Source organism: Microcoleus sp. Pol17C6 (genome assembly GCF_036701145.1).
Lineage (GTDB): Bacteria > Cyanobacteriota > Cyanobacteriia > Cyanobacteriales > Microcoleaceae > Microcoleus.
In genome coordinates this window covers 1-24,640 of the sequence record NZ_JAUBQH010000051.1, presented here as the reverse complement: position 1 = coordinate 24,640, position 24,640 = coordinate 1, and the positions used below count along the sequence as shown (strand labels likewise).

The 24,640-nt window shown below is 45.6% G+C and carries 19 protein-coding genes; 12 read left to right on the top strand and 7 right to left on the bottom strand.

Annotated elements, in window-relative coordinates; genetic code table 11:
- Positions 1-124 precede the first annotated feature (124 nt).
- From QUA25_RS21770 to QUA25_RS21755, 4 genes are all read right to left on the bottom strand, one after another.
- Positions 125-727 carry an SMI1/KNR4 family protein gene (locus tag QUA25_RS21770; RefSeq protein ID WP_333041226.1) on the bottom strand — a complete coding sequence of 201 codons (603 nt, stop codon included), beginning with the start codon at positions 725-727 and terminating at the stop codon, positions 125-127.
- Positions 728-796: 69 nt separating this feature from the next.
- Positions 797-3,145 (bottom strand): DNA phosphorothioation-associated putative methyltransferase, encoded by a 2,349-nt coding sequence (locus QUA25_RS21765; protein ID WP_333041225.1) that lies wholly within the window; start codon positions 3,143-3,145, stop codon positions 797-799.
- 206 nt (positions 3,146-3,351) lie between these two features.
- The gene (locus QUA25_RS21760) at positions 3,352-6,768 is read right to left on the bottom strand and encodes a response regulator (RefSeq protein ID WP_333041224.1); all 3,417 of its coding nucleotides are present in this window, start codon (positions 6,766-6,768) and stop codon (positions 3,352-3,354) included.
- A gap of 124 nt (positions 6,769-6,892) precedes the next feature.
- A complete protein-coding gene (locus QUA25_RS21755) occupies positions 6,893-7,324 on the bottom strand; it encodes a response regulator (protein ID WP_333041223.1) in 432 nt (143 codons plus the stop codon).
- A gap of 257 nt (positions 7,325-7,581) precedes the next feature.
- On the opposite strand from QUA25_RS21755, the gene purC reads away from it, so the two are divergent.
- The 8 genes from purC (at position 7,582) to QUA25_RS21715 (ending at position 16,827) form a co-directional block, all read left to right on the top strand.
- Positions 7,582-8,310, top strand: coding sequence for a phosphoribosylaminoimidazolesuccinocarboxamide synthase (gene purC, locus QUA25_RS21750; RefSeq protein WP_333041222.1), 729 nt, complete (start codon positions 7,582-7,584; stop codon positions 8,308-8,310).
- A 185-nt stretch (positions 8,311-8,495) separates the two neighbouring features.
- Complete coding sequence (locus QUA25_RS21745; protein ID WP_333041221.1) at positions 8,496-10,880, top strand: BamA/TamA family outer membrane protein; 2,385 nt, start codon at positions 8,496-8,498, stop codon at positions 10,878-10,880.
- A gap of 258 nt (positions 10,881-11,138) precedes the next feature.
- Positions 11,139-11,993: a UDP-3-O-acyl-N-acetylglucosamine deacetylase gene (gene lpxC, locus QUA25_RS21740; protein ID WP_333041220.1), complete on the top strand. Its 855-nt coding sequence runs from the start codon at positions 11,139-11,141 to the stop codon at positions 11,991-11,993.
- Positions 11,994-12,071: 78 nt separating this feature from the next.
- Positions 12,072-12,593 carry a 3-hydroxyacyl-ACP dehydratase FabZ gene (gene fabZ / locus QUA25_RS21735; protein WP_333041219.1) on the top strand — a complete coding sequence of 174 codons (522 nt, stop codon included), beginning with the start codon at positions 12,072-12,074 and terminating at the stop codon, positions 12,591-12,593.
- A gap of 214 nt (positions 12,594-12,807) precedes the next feature.
- Complete coding sequence (lpxA, locus tag QUA25_RS21730) at positions 12,808-13,602, top strand: acyl-ACP--UDP-N-acetylglucosamine O-acyltransferase (RefSeq protein ID WP_333041218.1); 795 nt, start codon at positions 12,808-12,810, stop codon at positions 13,600-13,602.
- A 41-nt stretch (positions 13,603-13,643) separates the two neighbouring features.
- Positions 13,644-14,246, top strand: coding sequence for a Uma2 family endonuclease (locus QUA25_RS21725; RefSeq protein ID WP_333041217.1), 603 nt, complete (start codon positions 13,644-13,646; stop codon positions 14,244-14,246).
- Positions 14,247-14,255: 9 nt separating this feature from the next.
- Positions 14,256-15,428, top strand: a complete 1,173-nt coding sequence (lpxB, locus tag QUA25_RS21720) for a lipid-A-disaccharide synthase (protein WP_333041216.1) — start codon at positions 14,256-14,258, stop codon at positions 15,426-15,428.
- A gap of 136 nt (positions 15,429-15,564) precedes the next feature.
- A complete protein-coding gene (locus QUA25_RS21715; RefSeq protein ID WP_333041215.1) occupies positions 15,565-16,827 on the top strand; it encodes a DNA cytosine methyltransferase in 1,263 nt (420 codons plus the stop codon).
- Positions 16,828-17,007: 180 nt separating this feature from the next.
- Here QUA25_RS21715 and QUA25_RS21710 read toward each other — a convergent pair whose 3' ends face one another.
- The gene (locus QUA25_RS21710) at positions 17,008-17,208 is read right to left on the bottom strand and encodes a chemotaxis protein CheW (protein ID WP_333041214.1); all 201 of its coding nucleotides are present in this window, start codon (positions 17,206-17,208) and stop codon (positions 17,008-17,010) included.
- A gap of 143 nt (positions 17,209-17,351) precedes the next feature.
- Between QUA25_RS21710 and QUA25_RS21705 the strand changes: the two genes are divergently transcribed.
- Both QUA25_RS21705 and QUA25_RS21700 read left to right on the top strand, forming a co-directional pair.
- On the top strand, positions 17,352-17,696 hold the full coding sequence (locus QUA25_RS21705) for a BON domain-containing protein (protein ID WP_333041213.1): 345 nt from the start codon (positions 17,352-17,354) through the stop codon (positions 17,694-17,696).
- 242 nt (positions 17,697-17,938) lie between these two features.
- Positions 17,939-18,310, top strand: a complete 372-nt coding sequence (locus QUA25_RS21700; protein WP_333041212.1) for a DUF4278 domain-containing protein — start codon at positions 17,939-17,941, stop codon at positions 18,308-18,310.
- Positions 18,311-18,420: 110 nt separating this feature from the next.
- Here QUA25_RS21700 and QUA25_RS21695 read toward each other — a convergent pair whose 3' ends face one another.
- The gene (locus QUA25_RS21695) at positions 18,421-18,675 is read right to left on the bottom strand and encodes a hypothetical protein (protein ID WP_333041211.1); all 255 of its coding nucleotides are present in this window, start codon (positions 18,673-18,675) and stop codon (positions 18,421-18,423) included.
- A 172-nt stretch (positions 18,676-18,847) separates the two neighbouring features.
- Between QUA25_RS21695 and QUA25_RS21690 the strand changes: the two genes are divergently transcribed.
- Positions 18,848-22,825 carry an NACHT C-terminal alpha/beta 1 domain-containing protein gene (locus tag QUA25_RS21690; RefSeq protein ID WP_333041210.1) on the top strand — a complete coding sequence of 1,326 codons (3,978 nt, stop codon included), beginning with the start codon at positions 18,848-18,850 and terminating at the stop codon, positions 22,823-22,825.
- A 24-nt stretch (positions 22,826-22,849) separates the two neighbouring features.
- A complete protein-coding gene (locus QUA25_RS21685) occupies positions 22,850-23,170 on the top strand; it encodes a DUF433 domain-containing protein (RefSeq protein ID WP_333041209.1) in 321 nt (106 codons plus the stop codon).
- 12 nt (positions 23,171-23,182) lie between these two features.
- Here QUA25_RS21685 and QUA25_RS21680 read toward each other — a convergent pair whose 3' ends face one another.
- Positions 23,183-24,364: an RtcB family protein gene (locus tag QUA25_RS21680; RefSeq protein ID WP_333041208.1), complete on the bottom strand. Its 1,182-nt coding sequence runs from the start codon at positions 24,362-24,364 to the stop codon at positions 23,183-23,185.
- Positions 24,365-24,640: the final 276 nt, after the last annotated feature.

The window sequence follows — 24,640 nt, the reverse complement described above, 5'->3', positions numbered from 1 at the left end:
AAGTATACATTCATGCTCCCTAGTATAGGTAAAATGTATTTACAAGGTCAATACGTTTTTTTAGTTAGATGATTGGTAGACAGGTAACAGCACTTTAGCAAACGGCTCAGGCGCTGGGTGCAGTTTATGGGCGGTATCGATCAGTATCAACTGCGCGATCGAGTATTTCAAAGTCAACTAGATCGACTAACCCATAACCATTCTCAGAAAACCAATATTCTCTTCGTTCTAGTGCATCTGCAAAGGCCTCCAGATAAACTCGAAAATTAGGTGCAATAAGCCATCGGGTAGCCTCCTGCCACTCTACAATAATGACTTGTCCAAAATTTCCGCCTGCTGCTGGAGCTAAATCTACGCAGTTGCAAGCACCATTGCTTTCCATTGTAAATGGAATCCAATTCTGGTTCCACCAACCGTTCCAGATTCCTTCAAAAATGTTGTCACGATCGCACCTAAAATTATCGTCTGAACAATCCTGCCATTTTTCAGATATTTCGATCGCGCTTTGGAGAGAGAGGAACTCCAAGTTGGGGAACAGGGAATAAGATTCTTCATCCTGACCGTTATGCACGCGGTAAGACAGCTTGAAATCTTCGGGAAACTCTACAGCAAAGAATGCTTCTGCTCGATCGATCTCCTCATCAGTAGCGCCCGGTCTGAGACTTTTCAGCACTTGAGGTGCATTGGCTGCCAGCCAATTATCAATTCTTTCCCAAATTATTTTCATGAAAAAACCTCCGAATCTCTCTTTTATACCTGAGCATTGTTAGACCGATCCTTACCCGATCGCCCCTCTCTAATTCAAGGTTTCGATTGTAACAGTACCATCCTCAACTGCTTCAATCTGAACCTTTTTTCCATCCTTTGTTCTCTCTGTACCCTCTACGGTTTGTTCAATCTTTCCCCCATTTACCTCAATCTTTTTCTGCTGACGTTCCGAGGCAGCTTTTTGCAGCATTTTCAACTTTTCTGGGTCAGCATTCGATCGCCAAAACAACTTATGATCCTTAATTTTAACGCAGTTTTCCTCCAAACACTTCACCCATTCCCGATGTTTTTTAACTACGCCAAGATCGAGAATCCCTAACTTCTCTTCTTGGCGGGTGAGTTTCGCAAACTTGTCATAATGGGGATAACTCGCAGTAACAAAAGCTTCTTTTCTCACTAAAATTGGCGGGTTGTACACATCAGAATAATCTTGATAACTGACAGAAAGGTCGCGCAAATCTATGTGCATAGAAGTGTGAAGGGCGGGATGGGGGTTAGTGTCAAAATCGGGATAAAATAAATAGGAAATCTGCGGTTTGCGAGCGTAAAATTTGATGATTGTCGCGCCGTCAAGTCTGCCAATTGTGCGGTTGGCGCAGCCTTCGTAAAGCCTGAGCAAAGGGTCTAGTTCTTCTAATGCAGAGACGTGAACTGAAAGAGTACCGGGCTGTTTGTAGCCGATCGCACTATCTTCGCAGCAATCCGCAACAATATCAGCTTTGCCCAAACTGTACAGCATTAAATCAGCCAAAGTGCAAGCTTTTTGATAATTGTCGAACAAACCTTTGATGTCGTTGCGGATTTGAGCTGGGAGTCGGCGCATTGAAGGCCGATCGCCCAAACCGATCAGAGCCAGATACACCAGCAAATCCTGGCGGCGCTTGTCGGCGATTTTCTCCCAATCATCCGCATCCGTTGCTTGCAAAATCACCCTCCAAGCGCGATTAAAACTGTGAAATTCCTCCTTAATTGGCGATTCTTCGGCTAATTCGCCTTTAACTGGAAGGCGGCCCCGATCGCTCACAAAAGCCATCAAAGGAGCCAGCATTTCCGCATAATCCTCAAACCGCTTAACTTGCGATCGCACTCTGGGAGTCGATAAGTGCGATCGAAACCGAGAAGCACGAAAACCTTCACCCTCCGCAGCATCCCGAAACACAAAATAAATCCCCAAAGCAACAGGAATTGCATCCACACTCAAAACTTGGTCGATATAAACCTTCAACTCTTCTTGTTCGTAATACTTCTGAAAAGTATTCCGAGAAGTAATCACCCCATCCCCGTAAACAATTTGACCTTGTTGGCGATCGTCAATCAAAACCTGAGCTGCTACAACTAATAAATTCTTAGTTAATTCCCAAGCATTCAGCAAAGCTTCTCGGCGTTCCGCCAAAGATTCAATGACATTAATCACGTAACCAATATTCACAATATCAGCACAAATTCGCGGAGTATCCGGCTGATAGTATGGGTCCCAACCAGAGATAGCATAACCCTCTTGTGCAATATATTTAATATCCCCGCCGTAACCGCAACCGTAATCAAAAAAAGTAGCCCCGTCCCTCGCTAAATCTGCTTCTAAAACCAGACGCAGAGGTTTAGAAAGCGAATTGCGTACCATTGCAGCTTTGTGTCGCTCGATTTTAGGAATTGATAGCTCACTATTCTCCTGTTTCAAACGCTCGACAACAGTATGATCTTGGATTTCCACACCGCAATATCCCAAATATTTGAGCCAACCCTCGCGAGTGCCGATAACGCTAGTATTGTCAAGCAGCCCCCACTTTTCCTCGCAGCGAGTCAGCCTCGAAAACTTTTCGTAATGGGGATAATCTGCTGCTACAAAAGTTTCCTTACGGTGCAAAACAGGGGGATTTTCGCTGTTGCTGTAATCGAAATATTTAACTTCCCCAGTTGCTAGATTAATCTGGATGCTGGTTTGCAAACCAGGATGAGCATCTGTATCGAAATCTGGGTAAAAAAGATAAGATATTTTAGGTTGATGGAGTGAAATTTTAACTAAAGTTGCTTCATCAATATTTTCCAGAGTGCGTCTGGCACAACTTTCGTAGATTCCGAGGACAGGGTTGAGTGTCTGCAAAGCCGAAACGTGAACGTAAAAAGCGGTCGGTAATTTTTTTCCAACCTTGCTTTCCCGACAGCAGCGAGCCACTTTTGCTAGGAGATTCTCAACACAAAAATTATTGATTTCTTCGGGGGGGGACGGCACAGCATTTACCGATTTTTGCTCACCAACCGCCTTGTTTTCATACACTAAAACTTCCTGAGCAAAAACCCTCAAAGGCGTAAGCATTTCTTCATGATTTTCTAAGGAATTGATCTCTAAGATATTGTTTGTACTGGTATCGTAATTCATAGCTAAATTAATTATTTTTTTAATTAACCGCAGAGAACGCAGAGGACAGGGAGTGAAGAAACCAACAAAATTTACCTATAATTTCTATATGTATGATGCACACTCCGTACCGTACCGCTTTATTTCTTAGTCTCTTAGAGAGGGACTTCGTTTTTGTAATGGCGATTTTTATCGCCGACTACGATTGACTACGAGCGAGTAAGATATTAACCCAACATTCGAGTTTCCACAAATTCTTGAACCAGGGCTAAATGACTGGACAAACTCACTAATATATTCTCAATCCTCTCAATATTTAACAATTCCACCTCTGGTGTTTCAGATTGAAAGCATCGCGCTTGATGCTCCAATTGTGCGGCCAAATCCGACATCAAAGCAACTCCCACATTAGCAGAAGTTCCTTTGAGACGGTGGGCTTGATATTCCACAGCTTGCCAATCTTTAGCTTCTACGGCTAGTTTGGCCGCAGCGATATCAGCTTGAGCGTCTGCCACAAAAGCTTGCAAAAGTCGCTCTGGCAATTTAATATTGACTCGTCCGAGTTGCTCCAATCTGCTCTTGTCGAACAGTCCGTCGTAGTCTCTATGTTCCCAAGTTTGAAGTGCGATCGCCCTTGGTGTCGGCAGAGCTACAACCTGCGCTTTTTCCATAACTTCTGTATAATTTGTTGCTAAGTGAGATTTATTTTCCGAATTTATACTTTTAACTCCATACTTATTTTCACCCTGAACATTTAGGGCTTCATACTTTTTCAGGGCCGCCGCCAAAGCATCTAAATCTACAGGTTTGCTGAGATAATCGTCCATCCCCGCCGCCAGACACTTTTCTCGTTCCCCCGGCATAGCATGAGCAGTTAAAGCCATCACAAAAGTATGCCGATCGCTTCCTTCGATTTGCCTCAACTTTTGCGCCGTTTTGTAACCATCAAGTACCGGCATTTGACAGTCCATCAGCACTAAATCATAGCTTTTTTTTGCCAGCAAATCCAGCGCTTCTTGACCGTTGACCACGCAGTCAGCCTGATAGCCTAAAACTGCCAACTGTTCGACAAGAACTTGTTGATTGATCGGGTGGTCTTCCGCCACCAAAATTCTCAGCGATGACAGCGAATTCGGAGTAACATATTGAGAATTAACTGGCGGCAACTTGCAAGTATTAGCAGCCTCCACTCTCCCAAACTCGCCCGTTCCCTTCACCGGCGCCTGCAAAGCCTCAAGCAGGCGGCTTGGTCGCACCGGCTCGATCAAATATCCGTTAAAACCCCGACTGCAAAGCGATTCAGCCTTCGGCTGTTCTCGCAAACCAGTCATGGCGATTAACGACCCAACTGTCGAGGTCGATCGCACTTTCCTAGCAAATTCCTCTGCATCCAACTCCGGCATTTGCAAGTCCACAAGCACCACATCCCAGCTTTTTCCACCCTCTCCCGAATTCTGAGAAATCCTGCCTTGGGCATTTTTAAACCAACTAAAAGCCTCAGCAGCAGTTTCTGCCTCGTCGCAGCGCGCACCCCTACTTTGAGCGATTGATCGCACCGCTGCCCTCCTCAAAGCACTTCCAGAGACTACTAACAGCTTCTTGCCCGCAAGTTCGGGATCTTGAGGCTCCACTGGCAACTGTTTTTCCAAAGGTACCGTAAACCAAAAAGTCGAACCGCTGCCTAGCAAACTGCGAACTCCAATCTCGCCGGACATCATCTCCACTAACTGCTTACAAATAGCCAAACCCAAACCCGTCCCGCCGTAAGGCCTAGTAGGAGAATCGTCTACCTGAGAAAAAGATTGGAACAGCTTTGTTTGCCCTTGGACCGAAATTCCAATGCCAGTATCCCGCACCGAAAATAGCAATCTTGCTTCTTGTCTACCGTCGGCCCGTCGGTTGCCCTGTTTCACAGTTACGTGAACTAGAACTTGACCGCGATCGGTAAATTTTATGGCATTACCCGTCAAATTCAGCAAAACTTGCTTCAATCTGCCCAAATCGCCCACCAACTTTCTCGGCACTGAGCTGTCAACTAAAATATTCAATTCAATACCTTTTTCTTCGGCCAAATGCGCTATAATTTCTATCACCGACTCAACGCAACTATCCAAATCAAAATTAGCCTTTTCCAGTCGCATTTCTCCAGCTTCAATTTTAGAGAAATCGAGGATATCATTAATAACATTCAGCAAATGCTCAGCACTGCGGTAAATCGTCTGAGCACAGTCCCGCTGTTTCTGTTCTAGAGGAGCGCGCAGCAGCAATTGAGCCATTGCCAAAACCCCATTCATCGGAGTGCGAATTTCGTGACTCATGTTCGCCAAGAATTGCGACTTCACCCGGCTAGCTTCTAAGGCAGTTTCCCGCGCTTCCACCAACTCATTAATCTTGTCGGCAACCATCACGATTCCCCCGACTTTCTCGTCTGGATCGTACCAAGGGTGAGCAGCCCACCGCAGGTACAGAACCGATCCGTCGGCTCGTTCCCAGGCATCTTCGCTCACAGAAACTACCTTGCCTTTGAGCACTTCTTGGTACATTACTTTCCAGCGATTCGGTGTATCTGGAAACAATTCGTAATGGCTAAAATTATTCAGAGACGGCAAGTTTAAATTAAATTGACTAACCCATTTTTTAGAGTTAGCCATATAGCGCATTTGTGTATCGAACATCGCCATTGCTACAGGCACGCAAGTAATAATTTGTCTCAGTTGCTGCCGTTCCCTTTCCAGAGCGTCTTCCGCCTGTTTCCGCTCAGTAATGTCGCTAATCATGCCTGCCATTCGCAGCGGTTTTCCTTGGGAATTCCGCTGAGCTTTTCCCTGAGAAGTACAGTAGCGGTAAACACCGTTCGAGTGTAGCAGCCGAAATTCTACATTATAGTCTATTTCTTGTTCTAAGTGAGCGGCGATCGCCGCGACAATTCCCTCCTTGTCATCGGGGTGCAGGCGGTTGTATAGAGCGTCCATAGTCCTGCCAAATTGCTTTCGCGACAAACCGATAATTTCCAAAAGGCGATCGTTCCAATAAACCTCATTTTTACTTAAATCCCAATCCCAAATTCCGTCGTTCACTCCCTCTAAAACTAACCTGTATCGTTCCTCACTTTCCTTGAGCTTTTGACTGGTATGAAACGCCTGAAATTCTGCGCGGTAAACGCGCATCGCATTGGACAAACTGCGAGACAAACTTTTGGGAGAAAGCTTGTTTTTAGCGATATAATCAGAAGCTCCTGCCTTCATTAATTCCACAGCAATTTGTTCGTCGCCTTGACCTGTGAGCACAATTAAGGGAACTTTCAGCCCAGCTTCTCGTAGATATTTTACTAAACTCAGTCCGTCACCGTCCGGCAATCCGTAGTCGAGCAATACGCAGTCAAATTTGCACTCAAATATTTGATTTAATAGCAGCCCTTTTTCGGTCTCCTCAACCTCGCTTAAAGGTTGAGATTTATTTGGTTTGGAGAGTTTCGTGGTAGCCTGCATAGAATTTTTGCTGACCGAGAGTTGGGCCAGGGCATCCGCGCAGTCTTCTGCTTCAGTAACTTCTGCCGAAACACCAGCGGACTTGAGCGAACGTTTGATCGCCATTCGATCGACTGCATCGTCATCAACTATCAGAATTGTGAGAATTTTGTCCATAACAACCGAATTGTGGATTACTCCGAAAAAGCTGCAGTCTGGAAAAAGGAATTAAAATAACGGCAGCGCTGAAAAATCACCAAGCCAGATCAAAAAATAAATTTTTTATTAAATTTTCCCAATTTTAGGGAATTTCGCTTAGCATCCAGTATCTGTTGAGGGTAGCCATCACTTCCACAAAGTTAGAAAAAGTAACGGGTTTAAGAATATAACCCGCTACATTCAAATTATAAGCTTTTACTTTATCTCTATCTTCATTAGAAGTTGTGAGGACGATTACTGGAATCGACCTCAAACATTCATCCAGTCGCAATTCTTGCAAAAACTCGATCCCGCTCATTCTCGGCATATTCAAGTCCAGCAAAATCAACCGGCGCGCTTGAGGCATGGGAGGATCTATTTTTGCTTCTCCACGTAATATAGCTAGAGCTTCTAATCCATTGGCAGCAATGTAGAGGGGGTTGACGATGTTATTTTTTTTGAAAGCTCGCCGGACGTTCATCACATCAACCTCATCATCTTCTACCAAAAGAATATGAATTTTTTTGTCTTGCATAAATCAGCCATTTTATAGATGTTTTTTAAGCGCCCGTCTCGTTGGTAAGGTTTAGTCAGCACGGATCGCGAACCCAGCAGGTTTAATCTCTATTGTCGTTTGTCAAGAATCATTTATGGTTGGGCCGCTCGCGGGATCTACCTGCAGGTGTACTCGCCCCTCATGCTCTGAGTGGCGCAGCCGAGATCCAAAAACTCGCCAATAACGCCCGATCGAGCTACGGTAAAATCTAAAACTCATCTACATTATTAATCGCCATGTCAGCCGATCGCAAACTCTACGAAGGCAAAGCCAAAATCCTCTACTCCACCGAAGACAGCGAAATTTTGCTGACCCACTTCAAAGACGACGCCACAGCCTTTAACGCCCAGAAACGCGGCAGCATCGTCGGCAAAGGCGAAATCAACTGCGCCGTATCCGCCCACCTGTTTCGGATGCTAGAAGCCAAAGGCATTCCCACCCACTTCATCGACACGCCGGCCCCCAACCAAATGCGAGTCTGTCGCGTCCAAATCTTGCCCTTGGAAGTCGTAGTCAGAAACATTGCCGCCGGCAGTCTTTGCAAGCAGACCGGACTCGCCCTCGGCACAATAGTCAATCCCCCGCTGGTGGAGTTTTATTACAAAAACGACGATTTGGGAGACCCGCTGCTGACCCGCGACAGGCTGCTGCTAATGCAGTTAGCCACCCCCGAACAAGTAGACCAACTAGAAATCGCCGCCCGCGAAATTAACGAAATACTCAAAGAATTTTTCAGCCAGTGTGGCATCACCCTGGTAGACTTCAAACTAGAATTCGGGATCGACCAACATCAAAATCTGATCCTCGCCGACGAAATCAGTCCCGACACCTGCCGCCTCTGGGACAACGCAGAAGCCGACCCCGACGCCCGTGTTATGGACAAAGACCGATTCCGCCGCGACTTAGGATCGGTAGAAACCGCTTACCAGCAAGTTCTCCAACGCGTTCTCGCTCAGAAAGTCTAGAGGCCTTGGTAATGCGCTAGAATTGCACAGTTTGTCACCCTTCTGTTTTCGATGTCAGCAATCAGCGGTCAACAGTCATCAATTAGCGGTCAGCGCGAAATTCCACCGACTTATATAACTAATGACTAATGACTAATGAATAATGACTAATGTGGTGTGTGGATTGCCCAAAAAAGTGAACAAAAATGCGTTTATCTGCTGTATTGGTGGCAGTTTTTACTGCCTCAGCAACATTCGGGTTATCAAATTCGGCAAGTGGCCAAACATCCTACTCTGAATCAGCAGAGGAAGCTGTGGCTGCCCTTCCGCCCGCCCCGTCGATCGAATTACCCGATCGCCCCATTCCAGAATTAACCCAAAACCCTCCTCAAAACCGCAAAGCCGCTAAAACCAGCAAAGCCGAAGCCCTAAAAATAGCGGAGGCCCCTGCCAGAGGAGAGGACGACCGCGATGATCCCCCAAACCGAGTCAGAGACACCCCCTCCCCGGTTTCACCTCTGAGCCTTGAAATCAAACCCGAGCTAGCATCCAACCCCTCCCCCGCCTCTAGCAGCCAAAACGCCCTGCCAGACGCGCAACAGGACAGCTCGCTCCCCCCATCGGAAGCGGCTGTAACGCCCGCCTGGATCGCAGCAGAGCTAGGGAAACCAGAGGAATCAGGGACGATCGCTCAAAACGCCCAAGTTACCCCCAGACCGGCCCCGACCAGACAGCCGGCTGACACCGTTCCCCCATTACCCCCTGGCCCAGCACCGCAGCCCAGACAAACCCCCGCACCCGCCGGGGCGGCAGAACCGCAAGTGCTAGTTGCAGAAGTTACAGTCACCGGGGCGACGGACGACCTGGAAAGCGAAATTTACCGAGTCATCAGCACCCAACCAGGACGCACGACCAACCGCAGCCAACTGCAACAAGACATTAACGCCATTTTTGCCACGGGCTTTTTCAGAAACGTGCGGGCAGTACCGGAAGACACTCCGTTGGGCGTCCGGGTGACTTTTATTGTGCAGCCAAATCCGGTGCTGCGGGGAGTGACAATCACCGGTCAGCAAGTGCTTCCCCAAAGCGTAATTGACGAAAGCTTCCGCGATCAATACGGCAAAATTCTCAACCTCCGCCGCTTTGAAGAGGGAGTGAAAAAAATTAATGCGTGGTATCAAGACAACGGCTATGTTTTGGGCCAAATCACTGATGCCCCGCAAGTAGCAGACGACGGCACTGTCACCCTGGTAGTGGCAGAAGGCCAGATCGAATCCGTTGATGTCCGCTTCCTGAACAAGGAGGGAGAGTCAACGGATGCCACGGGTCAGCCGATCGGAGGCAACACACGTCAGTTTGTCATCACCCGCGAAGTAGAACTCAAGCCCGGAGACATCTTTAACCGCACCAAGGCGGAAAGGGATTTGAGACGGGTGTTTGGTTTGGGAATTTTTGAAGACGTGCGACTTGCCTTGGAACCGGGAACGACTGACCCCCGCAAGGCAAGGGTAATTGTCAACGTCATTGAGAAAAATACCGGTTCTCTGGCGGCGGGTGCGGGTTTGAGTTCCGCTACGGGTTTGTTCGGTACGCTGAGTTACCAGCAGCAAAACTTGAGAGGTAGGAACCAGAAATTGGGGGCTGAAGTACAAATCGGGGAACGCCAAACGTTGTTTGACCTGAGTTTTACCGACCCCTGGATTGCGGGCGATCCTTACCGGACTTCTTATACGATTAATGCGTTTAGAAGACGATCGATCAGCGTGATTTTTGACGGCGGGGAACGGGAAGTCAGATTGCCGAACGACGATCGACCCCGCGTCGTCCGCACCGGTGCCGGCATCAATTTCACCCGTCCCCTGTCGCGCAATCCTTTTGCAGATCCTGAGTGGACAGCTTCAGTCGGCTTGCAGTACCAGCGAGTCTCAATTACCGATCGCAAAGGCAGGCGCGAGTCCGAGGACGAACTCGGCAACCTGTTGAGTTTTAGCGATTCGGGCTCGGATGACTTGACAACTTTGCAAGCAGGTGTTGTGCGCGATCGGCGCAACGACCCCCTCCGCCCCACTAGCGGTTCGCTGCTCAGGTTTGGGATGGAACAATCGATTCCTGTAGGTTCCGGCAGCATCCTGTTAAACCGCCTGCGGGCCAGCTACAGCTTGTACCTACCAGTCAAGTACACTAACTTTACCCCCGGCCCTCAAACCCTGGCATTCAGTTTTAGAGGCGGCACCGTCTTCGGAGATTTGCCTCCCTACGAAGCCTTTGCCTTGGGGGGCGCGAACTCGGTGCGCGGATACGACGAAGGCGACATGGGAGCAGGTCGCAGCTTCCTAGAAGCCAGCGTTGAGTACCGTTTCCCGATTATTTCGTTTATCGGCGGAGCGCTATTTTTGGATGCTGGCACCGACTTGGGCACGGGCGAAGAGGTCCCGGGCGACCCTGCCGGTATCCGCGGAAAGCCGGGTAGCGGTTACGGTTACGGCCTCGGCGTGCGGATTCAATCTCCTTTAGGGCCGATCCGGATCGATTACGGTATCAACGACACTGGCGACAATCGAATTCACTTTGGGATTGGTGAGCGATTCTAATTGGGAATTGGGCATTGGGAATTGGGCATTGGGCATGGGGCATGGGAAATTGGGCATTGGACACTCGTACTGAGCGTAGTCGAAGTCTTGGGCATTGGACATTTAGAATTGGTAATTGGTAGTAATTAACTAATAACTAATAACTAATAACCAATAACCAATAACCAATTACCGATGCCCAATAACCAATTACCAATAACCAATTACCGAGACCCAATTCCCAATGCCCCATGCCCAATGCCCAATTCCCAATAACTAATGACTCAACGTACCTTAAAATCTGAATTTGAACTGTCGGGAATCGGTTTGCACAGCGGCGAACAAACTCGCGTCCGAGTTTTGCCTGCAGAGGTTGGGGAAGGCCGCTATTTTGTCAGAATAGACTTGCCCGGTGCTCCGAGAATTCCTGCAAAAATTGAGGCGGTTTGTCAGACTGCACTTTCAACTGAACTGGCAGGTATCGATGCTCAAATTCGCACTGTAGAGCATTTATTAGCCGCTTTGGCCGCGATGGGGGCGGATAATGCTCGAATTGAGGTTGAGGGGCCGGAAGTGCCGCTGCTGGACGGTTCGGCTCTGGTTTGGGTAGAGGCGATCGCCCATACCGGCTTAGTTCCTCAAGAATCGAAGCAAGACCCCACTTCCTCCTTCGTCCTAGAACAGCCAATTTGGGTGCGCCACGGGGATGCCTTTGCAGCAGCTTTACCGTCAGCGGAAACTCGGTTTAGTTACGGAATTGATTTTGAGGAACAGGCGATCGGCAATCAATGGTACAGTTGGTCGCCAGAGGCAGAAACTTTTGCTAGCGCGATCGCCCCAGCCCGCACTTTTGGACTTGCTCGCCAAGTTGACCAATTGCGACAAGCAGGTTTGATCAAAGGTGGTACCCTAGAGAACGCCCTAGTTTGCGATCGATCCGGCTGGCTCAACCCGCCTTTGAGATTTGCCAACGAACCAGTGCGCCATAAAATCCTAGATCTAGCAGGCGACCTCAGTCTGCTCGGAACTTGGCCAAAAGCTCACTACTTGGCTTACAAAGCCAGTCACAACCTGCACGTCCAACTCGCCCAAGCCCTGAAATCGGAAGCTCTAGCTACCCTAGATAAAAGTTAGGAAAAAACAAGTGATCTTCTGTTAAGATTGCATCTTCCTTCTGCCTTCTGCAATACCACACTCAAAAGTCTTCAAGCAATGTCTACGCTGACTGAAGTTAACACCCTCAATACTGCTAATTCTGAATCCGTACCCACCAAAAACGGTGAAGATTCTCCAGCGGTTAAATCTACTTTTACTCTCGAAGAAGTTCAGAAATTATTGCCTCATCGCTATCCTTTTGCACTGGTTGACAAGATTGTTGATTACGTGCCGTCCGAGAAGGCTGTAGGAATTAAAAATGTGACTTTTAACGAACCGCATTTTCAAGGGCATTTTCCCGGACGGCCGATTATGCCGGGAGTATTAATTGTCGAAGCGATGGCTCAAGTTGGCGGTATTGTTCTGGCTCAGTTGCCCGACATCAAGCAAGGATTGTGGATGTTTACCGGAATTGATCAAGTCAAGTTCCGTCGTCAGGTTGTACCAGGCGATCAGTTGCTGATGACTGTAGAATTGCTGTGGGTAAAACGCCGCCGCTTTGCAAAAATGCAGGCTCTGGCTGAAGTTGACGGACAAAAAGTTTGTGAAGGAGAATTGACTTTTTCGATGGTAGATTAAGTTGGGAATTGGTGAGTGCTTGCGGGTAGTTTTAAGTGTTGAATTTTTAATTTAAATTAAAACCGCGAAGCCTTCCTCGGAATGAAGCAATCTTAAAATTTAAAAATATCCTTCTTCCCTCTTCCTTCCTTCTTCCGTCAACATCCATTCGTTTAATCCGTTACACTGCGCGTTGCCAAACTTCCTTCCCACTTACCAGCAAAACAACTGACAAATGCTTACTTTGATTCACCCAACTGCTGTGATTCATCCCCGCGCTGAACTTCACCCAACTGTAGAAGTGGGAGCTTATGCTGTAATTGGGGAAAGAGTGAAAATCGGGCCGGATACTAAGATTGGCGCCCATGCAATTATAGACGGGCTAACAGAAATAGGCGCTCGCAATCAAATTTTCCCCGGTGCGGCGATTGGTTTGGAACCTCAAGATTTGAAATACGAGGGTTCTCTGACTAGGGTGAAAATTGGCGACAACAATCTCATTCGGGAATACGTGACAATTAACCGCGCTACAGGAGCCGGAGAAAGCACGACAATTGGCAATCATAATCTATTGATGGCTTATGTTCATGTGGGACACAATTGCGCGATCGCCGATCGAGTAATTATCGCAAATGCTGTAGCCTTAGCCGGACACGTTAAAATCGAGTCTCAAGCCCGCTTGAGCGGTGTTTTGGGCGTTCACCAGTTTGTCCACATCGGCCGCTTGTCTATGGTTGGCGGCTTGAGCAGGATCGATCGAGACGTACCTCCTTATATGCTAGTCGAGGGAAATCCTTCGAGAGTGCGAGCAATCAACAAAATAGGTCTCGAACGCGCTGGTTTTACACCAGAAGATTTGCTAGTTTTGAAGAAAACTTTTCGTATTCTATACCATTCTGGCTACACTCTCAATCAAGCTTTGGAACAGTTGGATTTGTTGCCAGAAAACCCCCACTTGCAGCACCTGCAGAGATTTGTGCAGCAGTCTATAACCAAAGGGCGGCGCGGTTTGATTCCTGGAAAAAAGTGAATCAGGTAGAATAAACCTATGAACTAAGCGACTGTTGCCCTATGAATGTATATACTTCAGTCAAATCTACATCCCCTGAAACAGAATCAGATGGCTGCATCAGGTTCTCAGATGTTAGTTGGGAGCAATTTGAAGCTATAGAAGCAGCTTTTAAAGATTTTCGAGGTGTGAAATTTTTCTATCTCGATCGACTACTGCAAATTATGACTGTCTCGCCCGAACACGAAATAATCAAGAAAACTCTCTGTATGCTGGTAGAGGCATATATGAGAGCAAAGGGGCTTCGATTTTACGGCAAGGGCGGCCTGACTCTAGGTAACAGAGAATTAGGCGGTAGAAAAGAGCCAGATGATTCTTATGATATAGGAACGCAAAAAATAGTCCCAGATATTGCTATTGAAGTGGTAATTACCAGTGGCGGGATAAATACTCTAGAATTCTCCAAAAGATTGGGCGTTCGGGAAGTCTGGTTTTGGCAAAATAGTCAGTTATCTCTCTATTACTTAACAGGTAAAAATTATCACGAGATGGCCCGAAGTACATTCCTTCCCGATCTGGACTTAGAATTACTGCTAAGCTGTGCTAATATGCCCGATCAATATGATGCTGTTACCGAGTTATTAGCAAACATCTCACCTGTATAAAGTCAGAATATGAAAATTTTTATCAGCACTGGTGAGGTTTCTGGCGATTTGCAAGGATCTTTGTTAGTGGCAGCCTTAAAACGTCATGCTGTCGCCGCCGGTTTGGAGTTAGAAATAACCGGATTGGGCGGCCCTCGTATGGCGGAAGCTGGGGCTACAATTTTAGGCGATACTGTGGGCATTGGTTCTATGGGCCTTATAGAATCAGTGCCGTATATTTGGCCCACGATAAAAGTTCAGCAAAAAGCTAAACAATATCTCAAAAACTTTCGCCCCGATGCTGTTGTATTGATTGATTATTTGACTCCAAATCTCGGTATTGGCAGCTACATCCGGCGCTGTTTGCCTGATTTGCCGGTGGTTTGGTACATCGCACCTCAAGAATGGGTTTGGTCAATTTCTCCTCGCAATACTGATCTGATTGTCAATATTTGCGACCAACTTTTGGCAATTTTCCCAGAGGAAGCTAGTTATTATCAAAAAAAAGGAGCCCAAGTGAGTTGGGTTGGTCATCCTTTGGTGGATAGAATGCAATCTGCGCCCAGCCGGGAAGTTGCCCGCAAAACTTTGGGAATTGAGCCGGAACAGGTCTCGATCGCTCTAATTCCCGCTTCCAGACACCAAGAACTCAAGTACCTGATGCCGGTTATATTTGAGGCTGCTCAAATTATTCAAGCTAAATTGCCGGAAGTTCATTTTTGGATTCCGCTTGCTAACAAAGCTTTTCGCAGCAAAATCGAACAGGCGATCGAGAATTACGGTTTGCGGGCTACTTTGTTAGAAAATCAAACTCTGGAAATCTTGGCTGCTGCCGATCTGGCGATTACTAAATCTGGTACTGTTAATCTGGAGTTGGCTTTGCTGGATGTTCCGCAAGTTGTCCTCTATCGCGTCAGTCCAATTACGGCTTGGATTTTTCGCCACGTCCTGAAATTTTCGATTCCTTTTATGTCTCCGCCCAATTTGGTGCAAATGAAGCCGATCGTCCCGGAGTTACTGCAAGACGACGCTACTGCGGAAAATATAGTGAATCACGCACTGGAATTGCTGCAAAATGCCGATCGACGCCAGCAAACTTTGGCAGGTTATCGGGAAATGCGGGAAAGTCTCGGAGATGTGGGTGTGTGCGATCGGGCCGCTGTGGAAATCATGAAAAATGTTAAATTAAATACAGCTTCTTAAAGCATTTTTCGTCTTGAAAGGTTATGTATAAACCCGGTTTATTTGTGGCTGGATCGTGGACAAACCTACGATATATTACCAGAAACGCGGTTGATTTCCTTAATTTCTATTAAAGCAACTTTGTTATTGAAATGTTATGCCAAGCAATCGGAAAAAGCGACCGATCGCTGTTGATTTATTTGCAGGCGCGGGCGGCATGACCCTGGGCTTTGAACAAGCAGGTTTTGATGTAGTTGCATCAGTCGAAATTGACCCTATTCACTGCGCCACACACGAGTTTAATTTCCCGCTGTGTTCTATTCTGTGCAAAGATGTCACACAGCTTACGGGATCGGAAATTCGGAAAAAATCGGCGATCGGGCGGCGCGAAATAGACGTAGTAATCAGCGGTTCGCCCTGTCAAGGATTCTCCATGATGGGCAAGCGCGATGTGGACGACCCGCGAAATTCTCTAATTTTTCACTTTCAGCGCTTAGTTTTGGAGCTAAAACCAAAGTTTTTTGTAATGGAAAATGTGCCGGGAATTGCATCAGGAGAACACAAAGAACTCCTGAATGTTTTAATTAGCTCTTTTCTGAAACGTGGCTATAAAGTAGAAGAAAATTATCAAGTTCTCAACGCTGTTCACTATGGAGTGCCGCAAGCTCGCAAACGCTTGTTTCTGATTGGGTGCAAAGCAGGTTATGAGCTACCCAAATACCCTCAGCAAACTACTATATTACCTAAAATTAAAATTCCTAAACGCTATAAAAAAATTAATTTACCTGCTGTCCCGACAGTTTGGGATGCGATTGGAGATTTGCCGGAAGTGGAAAAGTACAGCGAGTTGCTGCACCGAGATTGGGTGATGGCGGAGTACGGAAAGTGCAGCACTTATGCGAGTATAATGCGCGGAATTGATGGTTTGGATGATGATTATTCCTACGATCGCGAGTACGATCGACAAATCCTCTCTTGTAGTTTGCGAACTAAACATTCTCAGGAATGTATGGAAAGGTTCCATGCGGCCAAACACGGCGAAAAAGAGCCGATCAGCCGTTTTTACAAGCTTCACCCCGACGGAGTTTGCAACACTCTCAGGGCGGGAACCGACAGGGCTAGGGGGGCTTATACTTCGCCGAGACCGATTCACCCGATCGCCCCTCGGTGCATTACAGTCAGAGAAGCTGCGCGACTGCATTCCTATCCTGACTGGTTTAGATTTCACGTCACAAAATGGCACGGTTTTCGCCAAGTCGGAAATTCTGTACCACCGCTATTGGCGAAAGCTGTCGCAGCGCAAATTATTAGGGCTTTGGGCGTGACAGCAATTAAGCCGAGTCTCAAGCTGACATGGGGAGATGATTCGTTGCTTAAACTGAATTGGTCGGAAGCAGAACAATATTATCTAAAAAGTTAAGAATTAGATTTAATTATCTATAATTGGGAATTGGTGAGTAGTAATTGGGAATTGGAAATTGGTGAGTAGTAATTGGGAATTGGGAATTGGTAATTGGTAAATAAGTAGTGATTTTTGCCTTTCATCTGCACACAGCGGCTTACATCAAATTGCATCACTACTTATGGAGGACTACACCAATTAAGCGCGGGTTAGCGTCCCCTGCATCAGTGAACACAGTTCGATGACCCGCACGAGATGTCCCCAGTAGTTAAACAAACCGGGAATGTATTCCGGCGCGCTGTGCAGGTTTTTCAAGGTAAAAGTGGGAACTATTTCAACTACTGGTCTGCAATCCAAGGCGTAGCGATCGTCATATACATAAAATAGCCAAATCAACATCTAGATATCAGGGGATATTTGAGATTGTGAAAGTCTGCCGAAAAACATTTTGATAAATTTCGCTGAGTTTTGCAACAATTACGAGTCTTTTGGAATTCTAGAGCTATCTTGGAAAAAGTGTATTTTCAGGAGACTCAAATACTATGGGTTGGTTTAAAAGACTGTTCGGACTCGAAAAGCCTGCACCCCAGGCTGAACCGATGGCACAAGTAGTACAGCAAGCTGCCCAAGCGCAATCCATCGCTCCTGCTAAAGTCGGCCCAGACGGAAATTTTGACGAAAGCGGCCTTGCGAAGCGGGTTGCTTTAGCTTTTGACGCCGATCCAGAAGTTGCTGATATCGAGACTGTTTATGTGGCTCAGCTCAGCGGCACGGTTGTTCTCAAAGGTCAAGTTCCCAGTCAGGAAATTCTCGACAAGTTGGTGGCGATCGCCTCTGCTGAAGAAGGTGCTGCAGGCGTGCAAACCGATCAGGTGACAGTTGGCTAGTTCTTCGGAACCGAAGCAGTTTCGCTCCGGGTGCTGCTCGAATTAGTCAAAAACTCGATTAAACCCGCTCCGGCGGGTTTTTTCTTGCCGTCTCCCCCTCAAAATATTAATTTTTGTAAATAAAACGGATTCATCTCAAAGAACAGTATAATTGAATACAGAAACTAAAAAAGTTTTAGCCAAAAAAACCAACCCTGACCTGACTGCCCTTTTTATCTTCATAAATATAAGGATCAAAAAATATGAAACTGACTTATCGCGGTTCAAACTACGAGTACGACATTCCTACAGTTGATATGGTCGAAGGCGAAGTGGCGGGCAAATACCGGGGCCAAAACTGGAACTATCGGTATCCTAGACACATTCCCAACCCCAAAAAATACGGTGGCACCAACAATACCAAAAAGCGAGATGCTCAAGCTGGCGATCGGGATGCCGCAGCAGCGCGCACCTCAGCGACAGTGGAATATTACCCCACAGTTGTGGAAGTGTCGCAAGTGCACCAGGCGAATATTTGCAATATTCTCGATCGTAGAAAGCAAGCAGCCAAGGCCAAGGGCGATGAAACACTGCTGCGCTTGCTAGAACTTGAGTGGCAGCAGATGGTCTGTTAGAGAAAAGCCTGAGAAAACAAAGCGTTTGTCAAGAGGGGGAAGTTGAGTTAAGCTCAATTTCCCCCTTTTGATGCTGTTTGTGCGATCGATCTTGCACCCTCGAAGCGATATCAATCGTCGGGATTTTGGGCGATGCGATCTTTTTTAATGCGATCGATCTCCTCAGCACTCTTTTGGGTGCGATGGGTTTTGACGATTAACTCAATACCTTGGGTTATCATCCAGGGGATAACATCGAGGGCTGGTTTACCTGAAAGCACATCGAGATTGCCCTTGATGCCGATAATGGCTGCTTGCAGGATAAATGCACTTGCGATCGCATGGCGGATGAACTTTTGTCGATCGCTTTGGCTGTTGTTTTTCATGTTCGGAACCTTGTTTGATTAACCACATCCACAGGTTCTCTTTGGGGTTGTAACCTTAATCAAGTCGTAGCGATCGCAGCCAAAAGTCTTGTAAAATCTGGATAGTAGGGGTTTGGGGTGGTAGAGATAATTTGGGGTAGCCCCAAACTTTGTGGTAATTTTTTGGACTTCTATGCCCAAATATACTTATGGTTCAGATATAAAAGCGCGAGTGCAGCGCCTATTGGAGGCGTTGCTTGCTTTTGTCAATTGGGAATTTGAGGAAAGCTTTGATATTGAGTTCAAGTGGGAAGCGGAAGACAGTACCAACCCCAAACTAATTGTCAAAACAACACTGGTCACTTTGGATTTTTTGATAGCAAAAGACAAATATCCTGGCAAGTTAACTAAACCTCAAATTCGAGAAGCGCTGAATCTGTTAAAAGACTTCTTGAAGATTTTGGAGGACAACCGTACCAAAACCAAGGGAGTTGATACCTGGCATTTCACGCTGACGCTGTGGTCAAAAGATCAGGAAAAGAACCTCAAGCAGTTTAATAAAGCCTGGGAAGATAGCAGACCAGAAAAATCTAAAGCTGTAGACGCAAATTCTCATAAATTGGATGAATTTGACTGGCGCGATATCTGCGACAAAGTATTAGCAACTCAACAACTCCGCCGCCAAGCAACAGCACAACAATATGAATTAAATATTTACGTTCCCTTGGGATTAATGGAACGTCCCAAAACACCAAACCCCATACCAAACCCCACAGGCGAAGAGTCACGCGAGAAAGAACCAGAACTGCAAATCGTTCAAACTTATAAAGATGATGCTTTTTTCCAGAAAGTGATTGCCGAAAATCGCACCGAAAAAGGCAAGCATATCGCGATCATTGGCGAACCGGGTGCGGGGAAAACTACCCTGTTAGGAGAATTGGCGGAACGGTTGCCGAAAAATTCCCCGGATTTTCCGATTTGTATTCGACTGGCAGATTTACGGGAAAGCACCATTGAAGATTATTTACTGGATAATTGGCTGAAAAAAGCGCTATATTTTATCGATGCTGATGCGGAAAATGTAACGCCAGAAATCAGAAAAGCTCTCAAACAACTGTTGTGTCAAGGTAAAGTGTGGTTGCTGCTTGATGCCGTGGATGAAATGGCGGCGGAATCCCCCGTGCAGGCGTTGGCGAAAATTCGGGAACAACTGACAGACTGGGTGGGTAAGGCGCGGGTGGTGCTAACTTGCCGTTTGAATGTTTGGGATGCGACGATTAGCAATACCCTGACGAATTTTGAGACTTATAAAACCTTGGAATTTGAACCCGATGATGTGGATAAGTTTATTCATCAGTGGTTTGAGCAAGCAAGTGAGGATGAGAAACGGCGCAATTATGGTAATGAAAGTTTTTGGCAGAAACAGGGAAAACAGTTACAGCAACAGTTAAAAGCATCGGGAAAAGAGCGAATTCGGGAACTGGTACGCAATCCCCTGCGGTTGTCGATGTTGTGTCAGTCTTGGTGCGTAGCTGAACGGGATTTGCCGTCAACGAAGGCGGCACTTTACGAGCAGTTTACTACTTATTTTTTTGAGTGGAAACAAGAGGAATTTCAGAAAAAGCACCGAGTATTAAAGGAAACGGATAAAAAACAGATTCAACAAGCTTTGGAAAAGTTGGCTTTAGCGGCAATGGAAAGCGCCAATCGGTTTTGGATTGAGCAAGAATTTACCATTGAGCAGATGGAGGAAGAGTGGTTTAATTTAGCTTGTGAATTGGGATGGTTGGTTTTAGTTGACAAGGATACTCGCACGAAAAAGCCTATTTATTCGTTTTTACATTCTAGTTTTCAGGAATATTTTGCCGCGTTAGCTGTTGATGATTGGGATTATTTCTTACCCCGCGAACACAAAGATAGACCTGTTCAAGATAAAGATAATCCAAAGCAATATAAGCCATACCGCATTTTCGAGCCGCAGTGGAAAGAGGTAATTTTGCTGTGGTTGGGGCGTGATGAGGAAATAATAAATAACCAAAAAGAAGAGTTTATCACGGCATTGGTAGAGTTTAATGATGGAATTAGATACAGATTCTATTCTTATAGGTCTGATTTTCTAGCTGTAGCTGCTATCGCAGAGTTTCGTGAATATTTTTTTACAGATAAAGCGATCGATTCAATTATTAAGCTAAGCTTTGGTTATTATGATACTCAAACACAAAAGTGGGTAAGATACCATAACCTGATTCAAGATAAAGCTAGAACTATACTTCTAGAGACAATTCGAGACAATGTAATTAAGGGGCTGATTAAACTGATAGATACTTGTCAGTATAGCTTTGTTGTTTGGCAAGCTGCTTATACTTTAGGTCGAATTGATATTGGTAATCAAATAGCTGTTTGTAAATTGGTCAACGTTATGAAAACCACCGATTGTGAAAATACTCGGTGGCAATCTGTCCAGTTTTTAGGGCAGATTGGAATAGCTAACGAAATAGCGATGACTGCCCTAGTACAATTTATAGATAGCTCCGAGCATTTATCTATTCGGAACGAAGCTGCCCGCAGTTTAGGTCAAATTACTGACAATGATGAAGTAAGCATTTCTACGGCAATTAAAGTTTTAAATAATCTTGAAAACAACCACGAGCCAAAACAACAAATAGAAGTTAGTTTTATTTTAAAATCAATATTTGAGTCGATTAAAAAGGGTAATATAAAAGCGATTGAAAACTTGTTCCGACTGCTAACAACAACTAAATATGCATACCTTAAAATAACTTTTGCTGAAAGTTTAGGAAAAATCGATCCAGGAAATAAAGTAGCTATTACTCATTTTTCTCAGGTAATAGTGACCTCTGAAAATGAAAATGATTGGTTGAACGCTGCTTATTATTTAGGAAATATTGATCCAGGTAATGAGACAGCAATTAACACTTTTATCAAAATTATGGAAAATACTAAATCCAAATTTACCAGACATATAGCTGCTCAATATTTAGGTAAACTCGATCCAGGTAATGAAAGAGCAGCCATTGAGATAGTTAGCCTTATAGAATCTACTGATTGCAGCATGACTTTATGTATGGAACTAGGACAAATTGGCAATACAAGTGAAAAGGTGATTTCTACTTTAGTAAAAATTTTAGAAACGACTAAGGATGATTTGATTCAGTGTGCTGCAACTTGGAGTTTAGGAAAAGTTGGTACGAAAAATGAAATAGCGATCGCTGCCTTAGTCAGACTTATAGAAACTACAGAGAATAAGCGGAATCGTTGGCAAGCTGCTATAAGTTTAGGGGAAATTGGTACAGAAAGTTCAGTAACAATAACTACCTTGCTCAAACTTTTAGAACCCACCGAGGATGAGGCTACCTCTAGGGAAGCTGTTAAGAGTTTAGGGAAAATCGGAATAGGTAATAAAGTAGTAATTGCTGCCTTAATCAAGCTTCTGCAAACTACTCAATCAGAGGGCATTCGTAGGGAAGCTGCTAGTAGCTTGAAACAAGTCCTGACGACAAACGATCAATATTATAGCGTAGTCTTAATTTTCAAAGCTTACCTCACTGATGAAGTTTACAAAAACAAATTTGACCGATTCGATGAATTCTACACAGTCATTTGGCACTGCGCCCAAAATCTGCCCTACCCCGACTTCTATCAAGCTTGGCACCAAGACACCCTTACCAACACCGCAACAGGAAACCTCAACATAGCAAACTTACCCCAAGTCCTTGCCGAAGCGATTAACGATCGACCGGAATTATGCAGCAAAGTAAAGCTAATTTGCATCGACACTCACCAATTCATCGACCCCGAAAACCCCGCCCCAGAAATTTACGACCAGATGCTAAATCAAAAATGTCCAGAGTGGCAGAATGGGTATCCAGATACCATGCAAAAACTCAAACTCTATTGGAATTACCTGCGCCGCCAAAGCGAAATTTCCCTATTTTTCATCTGCTACGATTCCACCGCACTCTCAGCCACATCCACAGGATTTAGCGATTCATTTCTGAAAGCTTTAAGCAAATTCGATCGCGCGATTTGTGTGGTGTGCGAACAAGGCGATATTCCCTTGCCAACTTTTTCACCCAGCCAACCCGATTTAGTCGCTGCAGTTGTAGCATGGATTCGGCGAAGTATACTAGAAAATAGACATCCTATTTAAGAGCCGATCGACAAAGCAGGAACCATGACACTTACAAAGACCGAGTATAAATATATAGAACTCAACAAAGACAATGTTCCCATCATAGCCGGAACTACGATGAAAGTCGTTGAATTAGTCCAAGCTGAGATAGCTTATGGTTGGAGTCCAGCAGAATTACACCTCAATCATCGCTACTTAACTATGAGCCAAATTCTTTCTGCCTTAGCTTATTATTGCGATCGCAAACAAGAACTCGATGCAGAAATCAAGCGACGAGAAGAGTATGTTAAACAGGCAGAAATTGAAGCTGGCGAATCTCCTTTTGCTGCTAGACTGCGTGCTCAAGGGCTATTGCCTTTGTAGCTTCCCTTACATTCAACCCTTGACACAAACCACCTGCTTCAAAGTCGCCACAACTTCCACCAAATCCGACTGCTGACTCATCACCTCATCAATCGGCTTATAAGCCCCCGGAATTTCATCTAAAAATTGCTCATCTTTCCGGCACTCAACCCCCTCAGTCTGCCGCACCAAATCATCCAGAGTGAATACATTCTTCGCTTGAGTGCGAGACATCAAGCGCCCCGCACCGTGACTGCAACTACAGTAACTTTCAGCATTTCCCTTCCCTTTAACAATGAAAGACTTCGCCCCCATCGAGCCCGGAATAATCCCGTAATCCTCAACATCCGCGCGCACGGCACCCTTGCGAGTCACATACACCTCTTCGCCAAAATGCACCTCTTTTTCCGCATAATTGTGGTGGCAATTCACCTCTAATAACGGCTTAACAGATTTGCCGCCCGCGACGTGCTTTTCCACAATTCGCTTAAACCGATTCATCATCACATCGCGATTAAAACGAGCATAATCTTGCGCCCACTGCAAATCGTGCCAGTAAGCCGCAAACTCCCGCGTACCCGCCACAAAATAAGCCAAATCTTTGTCAGCCAGATTAATTTCTGCCAGTTTAGCTAAATGTTTAGCAGTCTCGATGTGCTGCTGTGCGAGCAAATTTCCAATGCCGCGAGAACCCGAATGCAGCATCAGCCAAACAAAGTTTTCACTATCAACGCAAACCTCAATAAAATGATTGCCCCCGCCGAGGGAACCCATTTGTTTTAAGGCTTTATTGTTTTGGTGCTGCACACCTTGATGAAGTTCCTTAAATTCCCCCCATCCTTGCCAGTTGGTGACAGTTGTTTCTACTTCTTTGTTTTCGGAAAATCCGACAGGAATTGCGGCTTCGATATCGAGGCGAATTTGTTTTAGTTTGCCTTCTAATTTATGAGCTTTGAATGGCATTTTAATGGCTGCCATCCCACAACCAATATCAACGCCCACAGCAGCCGGAATAATCGCTTCTTTTGTGGCAATTACTGAACCGACTAAAGCACCTTTGCCTAAATGTACGTCGGGCATTAGGGCGACGTGTTTGAATACAAAGGGCAAAGATGCTACGTTTGCGGTCATCTTGGTTTCTTTTTCGCCCAGGGCGTGATTTGCCCAAGATAATACTGGTTTTGGGGCTGATATGTCTAATTTTTCGTAGGGCATTTTTGTTTAAGTTTGTTTTGCCAGGTTGTTATGTAGTATTATTGTAACATACAAGTTTGGGATGTCAAAAACACTAATTCTTGTAGGGTGTGTCAGTCGGGAATTTCTTTTGGGAGTTATAAAATGTTTACTGACGCACCTTACCCACTAATTATTGCGGCGTCAACTTCACATCCAATGCAGTACCGGTATTGTTTGTAACCCACATTCCGCAGATGTGTGTGGAATTTTTTTATCAGTTGTAAAAAGTTGGAGTCAAAAAGTTTTTCCGTTTAA